Below are 16,081 nucleotides of genomic sequence, written 5' to 3' on the forward strand. Positions count from 1 at the left end.
CGTTCGCGCAATGCGCGCCCGTTTGCCACAATGTCCGGCTGAGCCGAACCCACCCAATTTCCGCAATCAGCCGGCCTCCGCGCCGGCAGGAGAACGCCATGCAGATGAGCAAGACCCCGATCCACCACTACATCGGCGGCCGCGTCGCAGCCCCGAAATCCACGCGCGCCCAGGACGTGTTCAACCCGGCCACCGGCGCCGCGACCGGCAGCGTCGCGCTGGCCAACCGCGCCGACATCGATGCGGCAGTCGCCGCCGCACAGGCCGCCTTTCCCGCATGGGCCGATACGCCGCCGATCCGCCGCGCGCGCGTGATGTTCAAGTTCCTCGAACTGCTGAACAAGCATCGCGACGAACTCGCGCACCTGATCACCGCCGAGCACGGCAAGGTCTTCACCGACGCGCAAGGCGAGGTCACGCGCGGCATCGACATCGTCGAGTTCGCTTGCGGCATTCCCCAGTTGCTGAAGGGCGATTACACCGACCAGGTCTCCACCGGCATCGACAACTGGACGCTGCGCCAGCCGCTCGGCGTGGTGGCGGGCATCACGCCCTTCAACTTCCCGGTGATGGTGCCGATGTGGATGTTCCCGGTCGCGATCGCGGCGGGCAACACCTTCGTGCTCAAGCCCAGCCCGACCGATCCGAGCCCCTCGCTGCGCATGGCGGAGTTGCTCAAGGAAGCCGGCCTGCCCGACGGCGTGTTCAACGTGGTGCAGGGCGACAAGGAAGCCGTTGATGCGCTGCTGGAGCACCCGGACGTCAAGGCCATCAGCTTCGTCGGCTCGACGCCGATCGCCAACTACATCTACGAGACCGGCGCGCGCCACGGCAAGCGCGTGCAGGCACTTGGCGGCGCCAAGAACCACATGGTCGTGATGCCCGACGCCGACATCGACCAGACCGTCGACGCGCTGATCGGCTCCGGCTACGGCTCGGCCGGCGAACGCTGCATGGCGATCAGCGTCGCGGTGCTGGTGGGCGACGCGGCCGACAAGGTGCTGCCGCTGCTGGCGGAGCGCGCGAAGTCGCTCAAGATCAAGAACGGCACCGAGCTCGACGCGGAGATGGGCCCGATCGTCACGCGTGCGGCGCACGAGCGCATCACGGGCTACATCGCGCAGGGCGAGAAGGAAGGGGCCAAGCTGGTGGTGGACGGACGCGGCTTCGAAGGCAAGAGCGCGGGCGAAGGCTGCGAGGACGGTTTCTGGATGGGCGGCACGCTGTTCGACAACGTCACGCCCGAGATGCGCATCTACAAGGAAGAGATCTTCGGGCCGGTGCTCTCCTGCGTGCGGGTGCACGACCTGAAGGAAGCGGTGGACCTGATCAACGCGCACGAGTTCGGCAACGGCGTCTCGTGCTTCACGCGCGACGGCAATGTGGCGCGCGAGTTCTCGCGGCGCATCCAGGTCGGCATGGTGGGCATCAACGTGCCGATCCCCGTGCCGATGGCATGGCATGGCTTCGGCGGCTGGAAGAAGAGCCTCTTCGGCGACATGCATGCTTATGGCGAGGAAGGCGTGCGCTTCTATACCAAGCAGAAGTCGATCATGCAGCGCTGGCCGGAGAGCATCGGCAAGGGCGCCGAGTTCGTGATGCCTACAGCTAAATAGGGCCCCCCGGCTTTTCACTTCGCTGCGCTGCGTGTAATTCGCCACCCCCCGAGGGGGAGGCGCGGCTCGCCTTGGGGCGGCCCGGCGGCGGCCGCAGGGGTTGGCGGCGGCCGCAGGGGTTGGCGGCGGCCGCATACTGGCGGCGACATTCACCCACAACAAGCAGAGACAAGCCAACGCCAATGAGCGACACCACCTTCGACTACATCGTGATCGGCGCCGGCACAGCCGGTGCGCTGATGGCCAACCGCCTGAGCGCCGACAAGCAATGCCGCGTACTGCTGATCGAGGCCGGCCGCAAGGACGACTACCACTGGATCCATATCCCGGTCGGCTATCTCTACTGCATCGGCAATCCGCGCACCGACTGGCTCTACAACACCGAGCCCGATGCCGGACTGAACGGCCGCACCTTGCGCTATCCGCGCGGCAAGACGCTCGGCGGCTCGTCGAGCATCAACGGGATGATCTACATGCGCGGCCAGTCGCGCGACTACGAGCAGTGGGCCCAGCTCACCGGCGATGACGAATGGCGGTGGAACAACGTGCTGCCCGCCTTCAAGAAGCACGAGGACTATTACCTCGGCGCCGACGAGCTGCATGGCGCCGGCGGCGAGTGGCGGGTGGAGAAGCAGCGCTTGCGCTGGGACATCCTCGACGCCTTTGCCGCGGCGGCGGTGCAGGCGGGCGTTCCGCACAGCACCGACTTCAATCGCGGCAGCAACGAAGGCGTGGGCTATTTCCAGGTCAACCAGAAGAACGGCTGGCGCTGGAACACCGCCAAGGCCTTCCTGCGTCCCACCTGCTACGGCCGGCCGAATTTCGAGCTGTGGACCGGCGCCCAGGTGTCGCGCCTCATCCTCGAAACGCAGGCCGACGGCAGCCGGCGCTGCACCGGCGCGCAGGTGTGGGATGGCCACGAATCCGTGACCGCTCATGCCACGCGCGAGGTGATCCTGTGCGCAGGCAGCATCGGCTCGCCGCAGATCCTGCAGCTCTCTGGCATCGGACCAGCCGAGCTTCTGCGCCAGCACGGCATCGAGGTTGCGCTCGACGCGCCGGGCGTCGGCGCCAACCTGCAGGACCACCTGCAGATCCGCGCTGTCTACAAAATCAAGGACGCGCCCACGCTCAACGTGCTGGCGTCCTCGCTCTACGGCAAGGCGAAGATCGGCATGGAGTACCTGCTGAAGCGCAGCGGCCCGATGAGCATGGCGCCGTCGCAACTCGGCGCGTTCACGCGCAGTTCGTCCGCGCACGAGTGGCCCAACCTCGAATACCACGTGCAGCCGCTGTCGCTCGACGCCTTCGGCGAACCCCTGCACAGCTTCCCGGCCTTCACAGCCAGCGTGTGCAACCTGAACCCGACCAGCCGCGGCACCGTGCACATCAAGAGCCCCCGCTTCGAGGACGCACCGGCCATCGCGCCGAACTACCTGAGCACCGACGAGGATCGCAAGGTGGCCGCCGATTCGCTGCGTGTCACGCGCAGGATCGCCGCCCAACCCGCCCTCGCCAAATACGGCCCCGAGGAATGGAAGCCCGGCGTGCAGTACCAGAGCGACGACGAACTCGCGCGCCTGGCCGGCGACATCGCCACGACCATCTTCCATCCGGTCGGCACCACGAAGATGGGCCGCGACGACGACCCGATGGCTGTGCTGGACTCCCGCCTGCGCGTTCGTGGGGTCGCGGGGCTGCGCGTGGTCGATGCCGGCGCGATGCCCACCATCACCAGCGGCAACACCAACAGCCCCACCTTGATGATGGCGGAGAAGGCCGCCGGCTGGGTCCTCGCAGCGGCACGTTGATTTTTCGCGTTTCTATTTGTTGCACTGACGGGTAATCCCCGATGCACTGGCACGGTGCGCCGAACTAAAGTCACGCCACTCGCAAACGGGCCTGCCCGCTGCGCGGGGGACCGAGGAGACATCTTCAGTAGAAACAGAACAATCGACCAAAAGGCATCCGCACGAGATGCCGTTTTTTTGAACAAGGCGCCGCTGGTCGGCGCCTTTTCTTTTGGGCGATCGGATGCCCGCCGCACAGACGGGCTTTGACATCATTGCTACGAAATCGATAGCAAATCCGGGTGAGACAATTGCGCCCCATGGAAATTGTGGTGCTGACTCTCGCCTCGCTGTTCGCAGGCTTCGTTGATTCAATCGTGGGGGGAGGCGGCCTGATCCTGGTCCCGGTGCTGTTCAGCGTGCTGCCCGGCACCGCGCCGGCAACGCTGCTGGGCACCAACAAAAGCGCCTCGGTCTGGGGCACGGCGGCGGCCACGGCGCAGTTCCACCATCGCGTCGGGCTTCGCTGGCGCACGCTGCTTCCGGCGGGCGCCCTCGCCTTCGCCGGGTCAATCGCAGGGGCGTGGGCCGTGACGGTCGTGCCGGGCGATTTCCTGCGCAAGCTGCTGCCCGTGATCCTCGTGGCGCTGCTGCTCTACACGCTCGCGCGCAAGGACATGGGCCGCCATCACGCGCCGCGTTTCAGCGGCCATGCGGAGCTGATCGCCACCGCCGCCATCGGCTTCGCGCTCGGCGTGTACGACGGCTTCTTCGGCCCCGGCACGGGCAGCTTCTTCGTGTTCCTGTTCGTGCGCTGGCTGGGCTACGACTTCCTCAATGCCGCCGCCTCGGCCAAGCTGCTCAACACCATGACCAACCTGGGCGCCCTGCTGCTGCTCGGACTCAAGGGCCACGTGCTGTGGCACTACGGGCTGGTGATGGCGGTGGCCAATGTGGCCGGCAGCGTGATCGGCGCGCGGGTGGCCATCAAGCACGGCGCAGGCTTCGTGCGCAAGGTGTTCATCGTCGTGGTGGGCGCGCTGATCCTGAAGACGGCGTACGACGCGTTTCTTCGCTGAGCGTGAGCGCCGGAGGGCCGGCCGGCGCGCCGATCGTCAGGGCGCAGTCGTCACGGTCGCGGCAGTCGACGGCCATGCGACCTCGCTGGCGACCCGCGGCTTGCCGATCGGCGCCGCCGCCTTGCCGACGCGGATGGCGGCCATGTCCGCCTCGCTCGGGTACTGATCCATCAGCCAGTAGTCGAACACGCGGCGCGCGATCGGCGCCGCGGCACCCGCACCCCAGCCCGCGTTCTCGACGATGAGGGCCACGGCGATCTTCGGATCGTTGGCCGGCGCGAAGGCCATGAAGAGCGCGTGATCGCGCTGGTGCTCTTCGAGCGCCTTGGCGTTGTACTTGGTGTTCTGCGCCATTCCGACCGCCTGCGCGGTTCCGGTCTTGCCCGCCGCCTGATAGCCGGCGCCGGCGAACACACTGCGTGCGGTGCCCGCATTGACCACCGCCACCAGGCCTTCACGCACCACCGCGACGTTCGCGGGAGTGATGCCCAGGTTCTGGGTCGGAGGCTGCTCGATGGGCTTGACCTGTCCGGTCACGGTGTCGCGGATGGCCAGCCCCAGATGCGGCTTGTGCTTCATGCCGCTGTCGGCCACGATGGCCGTCGCCTGCGCCAGCTGCAGCATCGTGAAGGCGTTGTAGCCCTGTCCGATGCCCAGCGAGATCGTTTCGCCCGCGTACCACTTCTTCTGCTCCGGGCGCTTGTAAGCGTTGCGCTTCCACTCGGTGCTGGGCAGCACGCCGCGCACCTCGCCGCCGACGTCGATGCCCGTGATCTGGCCGAAGCCCAGCGGCTTCATCGCGTCGTGGATCAGGTCCACGCCCATCTCGTTGGCCAGCGAGTAGTAATAGATGTTGCTCGACAGCTGGATCGAGCGCCGCATGTCGACGCCGCCGATGTTGCCCTCGGGGCTGCCGAAGCGGTGCCCGCCGAAGTTGAAGTAGCCCGGGTCGTTCACCACCACGCTGGGCCCGCGCTTGCCGGTCTGCAACGCCGCGAGCGCCATGAACGGCTTGTAGGTCGAGCCCGGCGGATAGGTGCCGCGCAGCGCGCGATTGAGCAGCGGCTTGTCGATCGATTCGCTGAGCTCCTTCCAGCTTTCCGTGTCGATGCCCTCGACGAAGAGATTCGGATCGAAGGTCGGCTTGCTCACGAAGGCCAGGATTTCGCCCGTCTTCGGGTCCATTGCGACGAGCGCACCGCGCCGGTCGCCATACATGTCCTCCACCAGCTTCTGCAGCTTGATGTCGAGCGACAGCATGACGGTGTTGCCCGGCGTCGCCGGATGCGCCGCGAGCCGCCGCACGGCCCGGCCGCCGGCGGAGGTTTCCATCTGCTCGACGCCGGTCTGGCCATGGAGCGTCTTCTCGTAGCTTTGCTCGATGCCGAGCTTGCCGATGTATTCGGTGCCCTTGTAGTTGGCGAGGTCCTCGTCTTCCCAGTCTTCCATCGCCGCCTTCTCGGCCTGGTTGATGCGGCCGATGTAGCCCAGCACGTGGCTCGCCAGATCGCCGTTGGGATAGTTGCGGAACAGCCGCGCCTTGATCTCGACGCCCGGGAAGCGATAGCGCTGCGCCGCGAAACGGGCCACTTCCTCGTCGCTCAGCCGGGTACGGATCGGCACCGAGTCGAAGCTGCGCGAATCCTCCCGCAGCCGCTTGAACCGACGGCGGTCGCGCGGCGAGATCTCCAGCACCTCGGTCAGGCTCTCGATCGTCTCTTCGAGATTGCCCGCCTTCGAAGGCGTGATCTCCAGCGTGTAGGCCGAATAGTTCGACGCCAGCACGATCCCGCTGCGGTCCAGGATCAACCCGCGATTCGGCACCACCGGCACGATCGCCGTGCGATTGCTCTCGGCCTGCTCCGCGAGATCCTCATGACGCACCACCTGCAGATAGACCAGCCGCGCGCACAACAACCCGAAGGCCGTCAGCACGACAAGGCCGATCACGATCACCCGACGCCGGAAGCGCGAGAGATCGGCAGCAACATTGCGGATTTCGGTCATGAAAATTCAGCTTAAGCGCGGGCAACAGGAGAAGCAACACGAAGCGAAGCGAGCCCCTGGTCGGGGGGCGCGCCGCGCCCGGCCGCCCGAAGCGGCCGCGCCGCCCCCGGCAGGGGGAAGGCGAAGCGACACGAAGTGCGCGAAGCCTGGGGGCGAGCCCAGTTAGAGCGGCCGGTTCGCATCCGGTTCCGGCGTCCGGCGTTGCGGCGCCAGCAAGGCGAGGCTGACCAGTGGCCACAAGGCGGCTTCAAAGACGGGCGCGATCAGCAGCGACCACCCCGGAAACACGCCGCCGCCAATCATGCGGATCGCGAGTTCGATCAGATGCGACAACGCGAACAGCGGCAGCACCTGCAGCGCCTGCGAGATCACCGGAAACCACAGCAGCCGGCGGTGGATCATGATCGCGAAGAAGCCCAGCGTGGTGTAGGACAGCGCATGCTGGCCCAGCATGGCGGCCTGGTGCACATCCATCAGCAGGCCGAACACGAAGGCCGCGCCGATGCCGATGCGCATGGGCTGGTGAACGCTCCAGAACACGATCACCAGCGCGAGCAGGTCGGGCGTCCACGCGGCACGGCCCAGCGGCACCATGTTGAACAGCAGCGCAGCGATGAGGCTGAGCCACATGAAGAGCGGGCTGACGGGCAGCAGAAGCTGCTGCTGGCCGGGACGCATGATCATCGCGGTGCCTTTGCCTTCTTGTCGGCCTTGGCATCGGCCTTGTCAGCCTTGGCGTCGGCCCTCTTCTTGGCGGCAGGGCTGGCGGCCGCGGCGGTCGCAGCGGCGGCCGGGCGGGGCGCGGCTTGCCCACCAGTGGGCGCCAGCACGAGCACGTAGCGCGCCGCCGTCACGTGGCCCACCGGCACGCAATGGATGCGGGCGAAGGCGGAGTCGGCGCGGCGCTCGATGCGGTCGATCTTCGCGACCGGCAGGCCGGGCGGATAGACGCCGTCGACGCCGCTCGTGGTGAGAAGGTCGCCCTCCTGCAGATCGGCGTTGGCGGCCATGAAGCGCAATTCGAGCCCGCCCCCGTGGGCACTCGCGTCGCCGAAGGCCACGCTGCGCGCGCCGGTGCGCACGTTCTGCACGGGAATGGAAAGATCGCGGTCGATCACCAGCGTGATCTCGCTCGTGAACGGCTGCACCTGCGTGACCTGCCCGAGCACGCCGTGCTCGTCGATCACGGGCGAACCGGCCGCGATGCCGTTCGTGAGCCCCTGGTCGATCACCAGCTTGCGGGTGTACGGGTCGGCGGTGTCATAGAGCACCTCGGCCACCCTGCCGGGGGTCTGCGTGGTTTCGCGCAGCTCGAGCATCGCGCGCAGCCGCGCGTTTTCCTGCGCGAGCGTATCGGCCTGGCTGGCGCGCTCGGACTGCAGCGCGAGCGCCTTGCGGGCATCCGCTTCGTGGCTTTGCGCCGTCTGCAGGTCTTCGAGGTAGCGGCTGCCCCCCACTGCGAGTTGAACCGGCTTGAGCGCCAGCCACTGGATGGGATAGAGCACCGCGCCGATGGCCGTGCGGACCGGCTGCACGATGTGGAAACGCGCATCCGCCACCATCAGGAACAGCGCGAGCGCGCTGAAGAAGATCAGCTTGCTGAGCGCCGAAGGCCCCTGGTTGAACAAGGGTGGCGCGGTGCGATCAAGCGTACCGAGCGGCATGGCGGGAGAGTGCTTTTAAATTGAAAAAGCCGGCCCTGCGCAAACGCGGGCCGGCCATCTGCGCATCAGACGCATTATTCGCTCGTGAAGATGCTTCCGAGCCTGTCCATGCGCTCGAGTGCGATACCGCAACCTCGCACCACGCAGGTCAGCGGATCCTCGGCGACGAGCACTGGCAGGCCGGTTTCCTCGGCCAGCAGCCGGTCGAGGTCGCGCAGCAGCGCGCCGCCACCGGTCAGCATCATCCCGCGCTCGGCGATGTCGGCGCCCAGTTCGGGCGGCGTCTGCTCCAGCGCGTTCTTGACGGCCGAGACGATGTTGTTGAGGGGATCGGTCAGCGCTTCCAGCACTTCGTTGCTGCTGATGGTGAAGCTGCGCGGCACGCCTTCGCTGAGGTTGCGGCCCTTGACTTCCATTTCCTTGACCTCGGAACCCGGGAAGGCGGAGCCGATGCTCTTCTTGATGACTTCGGCCGTCGGCTCGCCGATCAGCATGCCGTAGTTGCGGCGGATGTAGTTGATGATGGCCTCGTCGAAGCGGTCGCCGCCGACGCGGACGCTGCCCTTGTAGACCATGCCGCCGAGCGAGATCACGCCCACTTCGGTGGTGCCGCCGCCGATGTCGACGACCATCGAGCCGCTGGCCTCGGACACCGGCAGGCCGGCGCCGATGGCGGCGGCCATGGGTTCCTCGATCAGGTAGACCGAGGTGGCGCCTGCCGCTTCGGCCGCGTCCTTGATGGCGCGGCGCTCGACCTGGGTCGAGCCGCAGGGCACGCAGATGATGATGCGCGGGCTGGGCGTGAGCAGCGAGCGCGGGTGCACCATCTTGATGAACTGCTTGATCATCTGCTCGGTGATCACGAAATCGGCGATCACGCCGTCCTTCATGGGACGGATGGCCTCGATGTTGCCGGGCACCTTGCCGAGCATCGCCTTGGCTTCGCGGCCCACGGCCTGGATCACCTTCTTGCCGTGCGGGCCGCCTTCGTGGCGGATCGCGACGACCGAAGGTTCGTCCAGGACGATGCCCTTGTTTCGAGCAAAGATCAGGGTGTTGGCGGTGCCGAGGTCGATCGCGAGGTCGGTAGAAAAGTACCGACGGAAAGCTCCAAACATTGTGGAATCCTCTGGAGCACGGCATGCGCGTCGGCAGGCCGTCGCCCTCTTGCTGGGTCGTTTGACGGGGTGGTTTGAATCGTTTTTGCGGCAAATGCCGCCGCGTTCGCGGGGGTTGCGGCAAAGGCGGGATAATAACCGAATCCCCCGGCACTCCCGCGTTTTGGCGCCCTTTTTGCGGGTTGCGAGTGCCCATGTTTTCACGGCCGCCAGCCTCTTTTTCGATGTCCCTCACTTCATCCGATATTGCGCGCATCGCGTCGCTTGCCCGGCTCCAGCTAGCTCCTGACGAAAGCGAGCGCATGCTGGGCCAGATCAACGGCTTCTTCGACCTGGTCGAGCAGATGCGTGCGGTCGACACCGCGGGCGTCGAGCCGCTCGCGCACCCGGTCGCCACCGTCGAGGACGTGACGCTTCGCCTCGCCGAAGACGTCGTGACCGAACCGAACAACCGCGAAGCCAACCAGCGCAGCGCGCCGGCGGTCGAAAACGGCCTGTTCCTCGTCCCGAAGGTGATCGAATGAGCGCCGAACTGCATCAGATCGGCGTGGCGGAGCTGGCCAAGGCCCTGGCCGAACGCAAGGTTTCGGCCGTCGAGGCCGCTCAGCACCATCTCGCCCGCATCCGCCAACATCAGGATCTGGGCACTTTCGTCGCGGTCGACGAAGACCTGACGCTGGCGCAGGCCCGCGCCGCCGACGCCCGCATCGCCGCCGGCAATGCCCCGGCACTGGCCGGCGTGCCGATCGCGCACAAGGACATCTTCGTCACCGCCGACCTGCCGACCACTGCCGGCTCGCGCATCCTGGCCGGCTACCGCTCACCCTTCGACGCCACCGTCGTGCGCCGCCTCGCAGAAGCCGGCGCCGTGACGCTCGGCAAGCTGAGCTGCGACGAGTTCGCGATGGGCTCGGCCAACGAGAACGTCGCCGTGCCCGCCGTCGGCTTCGACAGCGCCGTGCCGGTGCGCAACCCCTGGGACACGTCGCGCATTCCCGGCGGTTCGTCGGGCGGCAGCGCGGCCGTCGTCGCGGCGCGCCTGGCGCCCGCCGCGACCGGCACCGACACCGGCGGCTCGATCCGCCAGCCGGCGTCGTTCTGCGGCGTGACAGGCATCAAGCCTACCTACGGACGCGCGTCGCGCTACGGCATGGTGGCTTTCGCATCGAGCCTCGACCAGGCCGGCCCCATGGCCCGGTCGGCCGAGGATTGCGCACTGCTGCTCTCGGCGATGTGCGGCCCCGACACGGACCGCGATTCGACCTCGCTGGACAAGCCCGCCGAAGACTTTTCGCGCCGCCTCGGCGATTCGCTGGAAGGCCTGCGCATCGGCGTGCCCAAGGAATTCCTCGGCGCCGGCGTCGCGCCCGGCGTGCGCGCGGTGGTCGATGCGGCATTGGCCGAATATGAAAAGCTCGGCGCACGCCGCGTCGAGATCACGCTGCCGCGTACCGAACTGTCGATTCCCGTCTACTACATCCTGGCCGCCGCCGAGGCATCGAGCAACCTGAGCCGATTCGACGGCGTCAAGTTCGGGCATCGCGCCAGCAACTACCGCGATCTGGCCGACATGTATGCGCAGACGCGCGAGGAAGGCTTCGGCGACGAGGTCAAGCGCCGCATCATGATCGGCACCTACGTGCTGTCGCACGGCTATTACGACGCCTACTACCTGCAAGCCCAGAAGGTACGCCGCATGATCGCGGACGACTTCCAGCAGGCGTTCAAGCAGTGCGACGTCATCGCCGGCCCCGCCGCGCCGACCGTCGCATGGAAGCTCGGCGAGCACGGCGGCGATCCGGTCGCCGACTACCTGGCCGACATCTTCACACTGCCGGCATCCCTCGCGGGCCTGCCCGGCATGAGCGTGCCGGCAGGCTTCGACGGCGGCATGCCCGTCGGCGTGCAACTCATCGGCAACTACCTGGACGAAGCCCGGTTGCTCAACGCCGCGCACCGCTTCCAGCAGGCCACCGACTGGCACCAGCGCGCGCCGGCCGGCTATTGATGGCGAAGAACTGACATGAGCGAAATCAACACTTTCGAAGCCGCGCAGAGCGGACGTCCGACCGGCCCGCTGGTGCGCGGCTACGAAGTCATCATCGGCTTCGAGACGCACGCCCAGCTTTCCACCGCGTCGAAGATCTTCAGCCGCGCCTCCACCGCCTTCGGCGCCGAGCCCAACACGCAGGCCTGCGCGGTCGACCTCGCGCTGCCCGGCACCCTGCCGGTGATGAACAAGGGCGCCGTCGAGCGCGCCATCCGCCTCGGCCTCGCGCTCGGCTCGCACATCGCGCCGCGCAGCGTGTTCGCGCGCAAGAACTACTTCTATCCCGACCTGCCCAAGGGCTACCAGATCAGCCAGTTCGAGATCCCCGTCGTGCAGGGCGGCTCGGTGAGCTTCTTCCTCGGCGACGAGGAGAAGACCGTGCGCCTGGTGCGCGCGCACCTCGAGGAAGACGCCGGCAAGTCGCTGCACGAGGACTTCATCGGCCAGTCGGGCATCGACCTGAACCGTGCCGGCACACCGCTGCTGGAGATCGTGACCGAGCCCGACATGCGTTCCACCGCCGAGGCCGTGGCCTATGCGCGCGAGCTGCACAAGATCGTCACCTGGATCGGCATCTGCGACGGCAATATGCAGGAAGGCAGCTTCCGCTGCGACGCCAACGTCTCGGTGCGCAGGCCCGGTGCGCCGCTGGGCACCCGCCGCGAGATCAAGAACCTCAACAGCTTCAAGTTCATGCAGCAGGCGATCGACTACGAGATCCGCTGGCAGATCGAGGAGATCGAGGAAGGCCGCCAGATCCAGCAGGCCACGGTGCTGTTCGACCCCGACACCGGCGAGACCCGCGCCATGCGCACCAAGGAAGACGCGGCCGACTACCGCTACTTCCCCGACCCCGACCTGCCGCCGCTGGCGATCGCCGCCGAGTGGATCGAGCGCGTGCGCGCCGGGATGCCCGAACTGCCACGCGCCATGGCCGAACGCTACGTGCAGCAGCACGGCCTCTCGGAATACGACGCCACGCAGCTCACGCAGAGCCCCGCCCTCGCCAGCTATTTCGACGCCGCCGTGGACGCCGGAGCCGCCCCCAAGCTCGCCAGCAACTGGATCACCGGCGAGATCGCGCGCCGCCTCAACCAGCAGGACATCGCCATCACCGATGCCCCGGTCACTGCCGCGCAGCTCGGCAAGCTGATCCAGCGCATCAGCGACGACACCATCTCCAACAACGCCGCGCGCACCGTCTTCGACGCCCTCTGGACCGGCGAAAGCCAGGACGTGGACGCCGTCATCGAAGCCAAGGGCCTGAAGCAGATGAGCGACAGCGGCGCCCTGGAAACGATCATCGACGCCGTCCTGGCCACCAACCAGAAGAACATCGACGAATACCGCGCCGGCAAGGACAAGGCCTTCAACGCCCTCGTCGGCCAGGTCATGAAGGCCAGCCAAGGCAAGGCCAACCCCGCCCAGGTCAACGCCCTCCTAAAAGCCAAGCTAGGCTAAATGAGCCAGGGCCCGCGCAGCGCGGCCCCTTGGTGAAACACCGCGGAACCGGCTCAGCCGGTCCGCCGGTGTTGCCCCCGGCAGGGGGTAGGCGGCCACACGAAGTGGGCAAGCCTGGGGGCGAGCCTATTTAGCCGCCCAAAGCGGCTTCAGACGCGCCTGCTCTTCGTCGAAGCGCGCATTCACCCGCTTCTTTTCATCTTCCTGCTCGCCGATGAACCGGTTCTGCACCGACACGCTGCGCGCGTTGTCATCGACCCTGCGGCGGATCGAATCGGGCGCCTTGCTCGGGTCCTTCTTGTAGAACTCCAGCTCGTCGTCGATTCGCTTGCGCTCGTCGGCGAGTTCGCTCAGGCGCTTCCGGGCGGCCTGGATCACGACGTCGATCTGCACCAGCGCCTCTGCGCGCTCCCGGTCATGCGCCATGGGCGTCGGGTAGCGGATCAGCAGCGCGCGTTCGCGTCGGCGCTCCTCCAGCTGGCGGGCGGCCAGCAGTTGTGCCTGACGCTCGCGCTCCTCCCGCTCGGCCTGTTCACGGGCCGTGTAGGTGGGTTCGATCTTGCGGCGCGTGGTGCCGCTCGGATTCAGCTCGCGCTGCTCGCGGTCGATGCAATCGGGGATCGGCCGGTCCGCGGTGATCGTGCGGCCCTTTGCATCGGTGCAGCTGTAGATGCCGGGGCCGGCACCTGCTGCACTGGTCGCCGGGCGCGTGGCGGCCTGGGGTTGCTGTGCGTGCACCGCACCGGCCGCAGCCAGCGAGAGCGCCAGAGATGCATACAGTGCGTGGGTTCTCGCCAACATCAATCCTTCAGACAGGTTGCATCAGCCGGCGCCGTACCGGGCCCTGTACGCCAGCACGTCCTGGCGATGGGCGCCCAGTTCGTCATCCGCGCGGCCTGAGAGGTACTGTAACAAGTCGTCAAGCGTTGCGATGGCAATAACGTGCATGCCGAGTTGGTTGCGGACGTACTGCACAGCGCTGTGGTCCACATCCACGCCGTTTTCCGTTGCTTTTTCCTGCCGATCCAGCGCGATGGCGACGGCGTGCGGCGTGGCGCCGGCGCCACGGATGGCGGCGATCGATTCGCGCACCGCCGTGCCGGCGGACATCACGTCATCGACGATCAGCACCCGCCCCTTGAGCGGCGCACCGACCAGCGTGCCGCCTTCGCCGTGGTCCTTGGCTTCCTTGCGGTTGTACGCAAAAGGCACGTTGCGGCCGCGCCGCGCAAGCTCGGCGGCCACCGTCGCGCCCAGCGGAATGCCCTTGTAGGCCGGGCCGAAGATCATGTCGAACTCCAGGCCGCTGGCCATCAACCGGTCTGCATAGAATCCGGCGAGCCGCGCGAGCTTGGCGCCGTCGTCGAACAGGCCCGCGTTGAAAAAATAGGGGCTGATCCGACCGGCCTTGGTCTTGTACTGGCCGAAACGCAGCACCCCCGACTCCAGCGCGAACTGCACGAATTCCTGTGCGAGCGCGCCGCCCTCTCCAATCTCTTCAGCCATAGGGAATGTCCTTGTGTTCAAACTGACCAGCCTCAACCTCAACGGCCTGCGATCGGCAGCCACCAAAGGCGTTGCCGACTGGGTCGCCGAACTGGCGCCGGATTGTATTTGCATGCAGGAAATCCGAGTCCAGGCGAGCGACATCGAAGGCCGCTTCGAGGAGATGGCGGGGCTCAAGGGCCATTTCCATTTCGCGGAGAAGAAGGGCTACGCGGGCACCGCGGTCTATTCGAAGCACGCACCCAGCGACGTGGTCGTCGGTTGGGGCGACCCCGAGTTCGACGCCGAAGGCCGCTACCTCGAACTGCGCTTCGACACCCCGAAACGCAAGCTGTCGATCATCAGCTGCTACTTCCCGAGCGGCTCGTCCGGCGAAGAGCGGCAGGCGGCCAAGTTCCGCTTCCTGAAGGGCTTCTTCCCCCACCTGATCGCGCTGAAGCGCGAGCGCGACTTCATCCTGTGCGGCGACATCAACATCGCGCACAAGGAGATCGACCTGAAGAACTGGCGCGGCAACCAGAAGAACAGCGGCTTCCTGCCCGAGGAACGCGCCTGGATGACGAACCTGCTGGACGCCGGGGCGGAGGGCGCCGGCCTGGTCGACGTGTACCGGATGCTCAAGCCCGAGACCACCGACGAGGCCTACACCTGGTGGAGCAACCGCGGACAGGCCTACGCCAAGAACGTGGGATGGCGGCTGGATTACCACCTGGCCACGCCGAAGCTCGCCAAGCTCGCCCTCAACGAATCGATCTTCAAGACGATCAAGTTCAGCGACCACGCGCCGATCACGGTGGACTACGACTTCACGCTGTGAAGCGAGATGCGCCCGGACCGGCCTGCTAGCGCGACAGCGCCGGCAGCGCCTTGACCAGGGTGTCGCTGAAGGAGCGCATGGCCTCGCTCTCGTGGGCGCCGCGCTTGGTGATGCGGTAGAAGTCCAGCTCCACCTTCGGCTTGACCAGCACGTCGGTGCGCACGCGATGCCGCCGGCAGGCTGCCAGCGCGAAGGTCGGCATCACGGCCGTGCCGAATCCGGACTCGACCATCGAGATCAGCGTGCCGAAGAAGTTGAAGGCCTGCCGTTGTGCGTCGGCCCGGCCGATCGCGCCGAGCTGCACGTCGATGACCTTCTGGATCGGATTGCTCTGCGGCAGCCCGATCAGCTCGGCCGACCGCAACGCCGACCAGGGCGCGGTTCCAGTGGCGAGCGATGCCTCTTCCGACTCCGCCGCGGCCACGCGCATCAGGTGGAAGCGCCCGACCGGCACTCGATCCAGCCCCGGCGCAGCCTTGAAGAAGAATCCCAGACCCATGTCCGCCTCGCCGCTCACGACCATCGCCTCGACGTCGCGCAAGTCGGCATCGAACAGCTTCAGGCTGACCTTCGGATGGCTCTCGCGGAACTGATGGAAGACCTGCGGCAACAGGTGAGATGACACCAGCGGCGTGGCGGCGATGCGCAAGGTCTGGCGCGCCGCGTCACCTTCGACGCCGAGTTGCGCGGTGACGTCGTCCAGATCCGTCACGACCCTTTCGACCACCGGCAGCAGCCGCCGCCCTGCCCCCGTGAGACTGACCATGCGCGTCGTGCGATCGAACAGGCGGCAGCCCAACTGACGCTCCATCTCTCGCACCAGCGTGCTCAGGCCGGCCTGCGTCATGTGTGCCTGCTCGGCCGCGCGGGTGAAGTTGCCCATGCGCGCGACGTGCAGAAAAGCGCGCATCTGGCGGACCGATAGATTCATACCACTTCATGATAAATCCATACGACATCTAAATTTCCCAAA

At 66.9% G+C, this 16,081-nt stretch carries 14 protein-coding genes; 7 read left to right on the forward strand and 7 right to left on the reverse strand.

What is annotated here, in order from left to right; all coding sequences use genetic code 11:
• Positions 1–104 precede the first annotated feature (104 nt).
• The 3 genes from QTH90_RS24535 (at position 105) to QTH90_RS24545 (ending at position 4,485) form a co-directional block, all read left to right on the forward strand.
• On the forward strand, positions 105–1,616 hold the full coding sequence (locus QTH90_RS24535; protein WP_286667255.1) for a CoA-acylating methylmalonate-semialdehyde dehydrogenase: 1,512 nt from the start codon (positions 105–107) through the stop codon (positions 1,614–1,616).
• Positions 1,617–1,798: 182 nt separating this feature from the next.
• Positions 1,799–3,427 carry a GMC family oxidoreductase gene (locus QTH90_RS24540; RefSeq protein ID WP_286667171.1) on the forward strand — a complete coding sequence of 543 codons (1,629 nt, stop codon included), beginning with the start codon at positions 1,799–1,801 and terminating at the stop codon, positions 3,425–3,427.
• A gap of 299 nt (positions 3,428–3,726) precedes the next feature.
• A complete protein-coding gene (locus QTH90_RS24545; RefSeq protein WP_286667172.1) occupies positions 3,727–4,485 on the forward strand; it encodes a sulfite exporter TauE/SafE family protein in 759 nt (252 codons plus the stop codon).
• Between the two features lie 36 nt (positions 4,486–4,521).
• Here QTH90_RS24545 and mrdA read toward each other — a convergent pair whose 3' ends face one another.
• From mrdA to QTH90_RS24565, 4 genes are all read right to left on the reverse strand, one after another.
• Entirely contained in the window at positions 4,522–6,492 is a 1,971-nt protein-coding gene (mrdA, locus tag QTH90_RS24550) for a penicillin-binding protein 2 (protein ID WP_286667173.1), read from the reverse strand.
• A gap of 162 nt (positions 6,493–6,654) precedes the next feature.
• Complete coding sequence (gene mreD, locus QTH90_RS24555) at positions 6,655–7,176, reverse strand: rod shape-determining protein MreD (protein WP_286667174.1); 522 nt, start codon at positions 7,174–7,176, stop codon at positions 6,655–6,657.
• Positions 7,173–8,156, reverse strand: a complete 984-nt coding sequence (gene mreC / locus QTH90_RS24560) for a rod shape-determining protein MreC (RefSeq protein WP_286667175.1) — start codon at positions 8,154–8,156, stop codon at positions 7,173–7,175. The genes mreD and mreC overlap by 4 nt, the downstream gene beginning before the upstream one ends.
• 74 nt (positions 8,157–8,230) lie before the next feature.
• Positions 8,231–9,274 carry a rod shape-determining protein gene (locus QTH90_RS24565; RefSeq protein WP_028249609.1) on the reverse strand — a complete coding sequence of 348 codons (1,044 nt, stop codon included), beginning with the start codon at positions 9,272–9,274 and terminating at the stop codon, positions 8,231–8,233.
• Between the two features lie 224 nt (positions 9,275–9,498).
• Between QTH90_RS24565 and gatC the strand changes: the two genes are divergently transcribed.
• Genes gatC through gatB form a run of 3 tightly spaced genes read left to right on the forward strand, consistent with a single transcriptional unit; the run spans position 9,499 to position 12,785 of the window.
• Entirely contained in the window at positions 9,499–9,798 is a 300-nt protein-coding gene (gatC, locus tag QTH90_RS24570; protein ID WP_286667176.1) for an Asp-tRNA(Asn)/Glu-tRNA(Gln) amidotransferase subunit GatC, read from the forward strand.
• Positions 9,795–11,282 carry an Asp-tRNA(Asn)/Glu-tRNA(Gln) amidotransferase subunit GatA gene (gene gatA, locus QTH90_RS24575; RefSeq protein ID WP_286667177.1) on the forward strand — a complete coding sequence of 496 codons (1,488 nt, stop codon included), beginning with the start codon at positions 9,795–9,797 and terminating at the stop codon, positions 11,280–11,282. The genes gatC and gatA overlap by 4 nt, the downstream gene beginning before the upstream one ends.
• 15 nt (positions 11,283–11,297) lie before the next feature.
• Positions 11,298–12,785 carry an Asp-tRNA(Asn)/Glu-tRNA(Gln) amidotransferase subunit GatB gene (gene gatB, locus QTH90_RS24580; protein WP_286667178.1) on the forward strand — a complete coding sequence of 496 codons (1,488 nt, stop codon included), beginning with the start codon at positions 11,298–11,300 and terminating at the stop codon, positions 12,783–12,785.
• 126 nt (positions 12,786–12,911) lie between these two features.
• Here the strand turns inward: gatB and QTH90_RS24585 are convergent, their stop codons facing one another.
• Complete coding sequence (locus QTH90_RS24585; protein WP_286667179.1) at positions 12,912–13,586, reverse strand: DUF4124 domain-containing protein; 675 nt, start codon at positions 13,584–13,586, stop codon at positions 12,912–12,914.
• A 21-nt stretch (positions 13,587–13,607) separates the two neighbouring features.
• Complete coding sequence (gene pyrE, locus QTH90_RS24590; RefSeq protein WP_286667180.1) at positions 13,608–14,291, reverse strand: orotate phosphoribosyltransferase; 684 nt, start codon at positions 14,289–14,291, stop codon at positions 13,608–13,610.
• Between the two features lie 13 nt (positions 14,292–14,304).
• Here pyrE and QTH90_RS24595 point away from each other — a divergent pair, with 13 nt between their 5' ends.
• The gene (locus tag QTH90_RS24595; protein WP_286667181.1) at positions 14,305–15,108 is read left to right on the forward strand and encodes an exodeoxyribonuclease III; all 804 of its coding nucleotides are present in this window, start codon (positions 14,305–14,307) and stop codon (positions 15,106–15,108) included.
• 25 nt (positions 15,109–15,133) lie between these two features.
• On the opposite strand, the gene QTH90_RS24600 is transcribed toward QTH90_RS24595, so the two are convergent.
• Positions 15,134–16,039, reverse strand: a complete 906-nt coding sequence (locus QTH90_RS24600; RefSeq protein ID WP_286667182.1) for a LysR family transcriptional regulator — start codon at positions 16,037–16,039, stop codon at positions 15,134–15,136.
• Between the last annotated feature and the right edge of the window lie 42 nt (positions 16,040–16,081).

This window comes from Variovorax flavidus, assembly GCF_030317145.1.
GTDB classification, from domain to species: Bacteria; Pseudomonadota; Gammaproteobacteria; order Burkholderiales; family Burkholderiaceae_C; genus Variovorax; species Variovorax flavidus.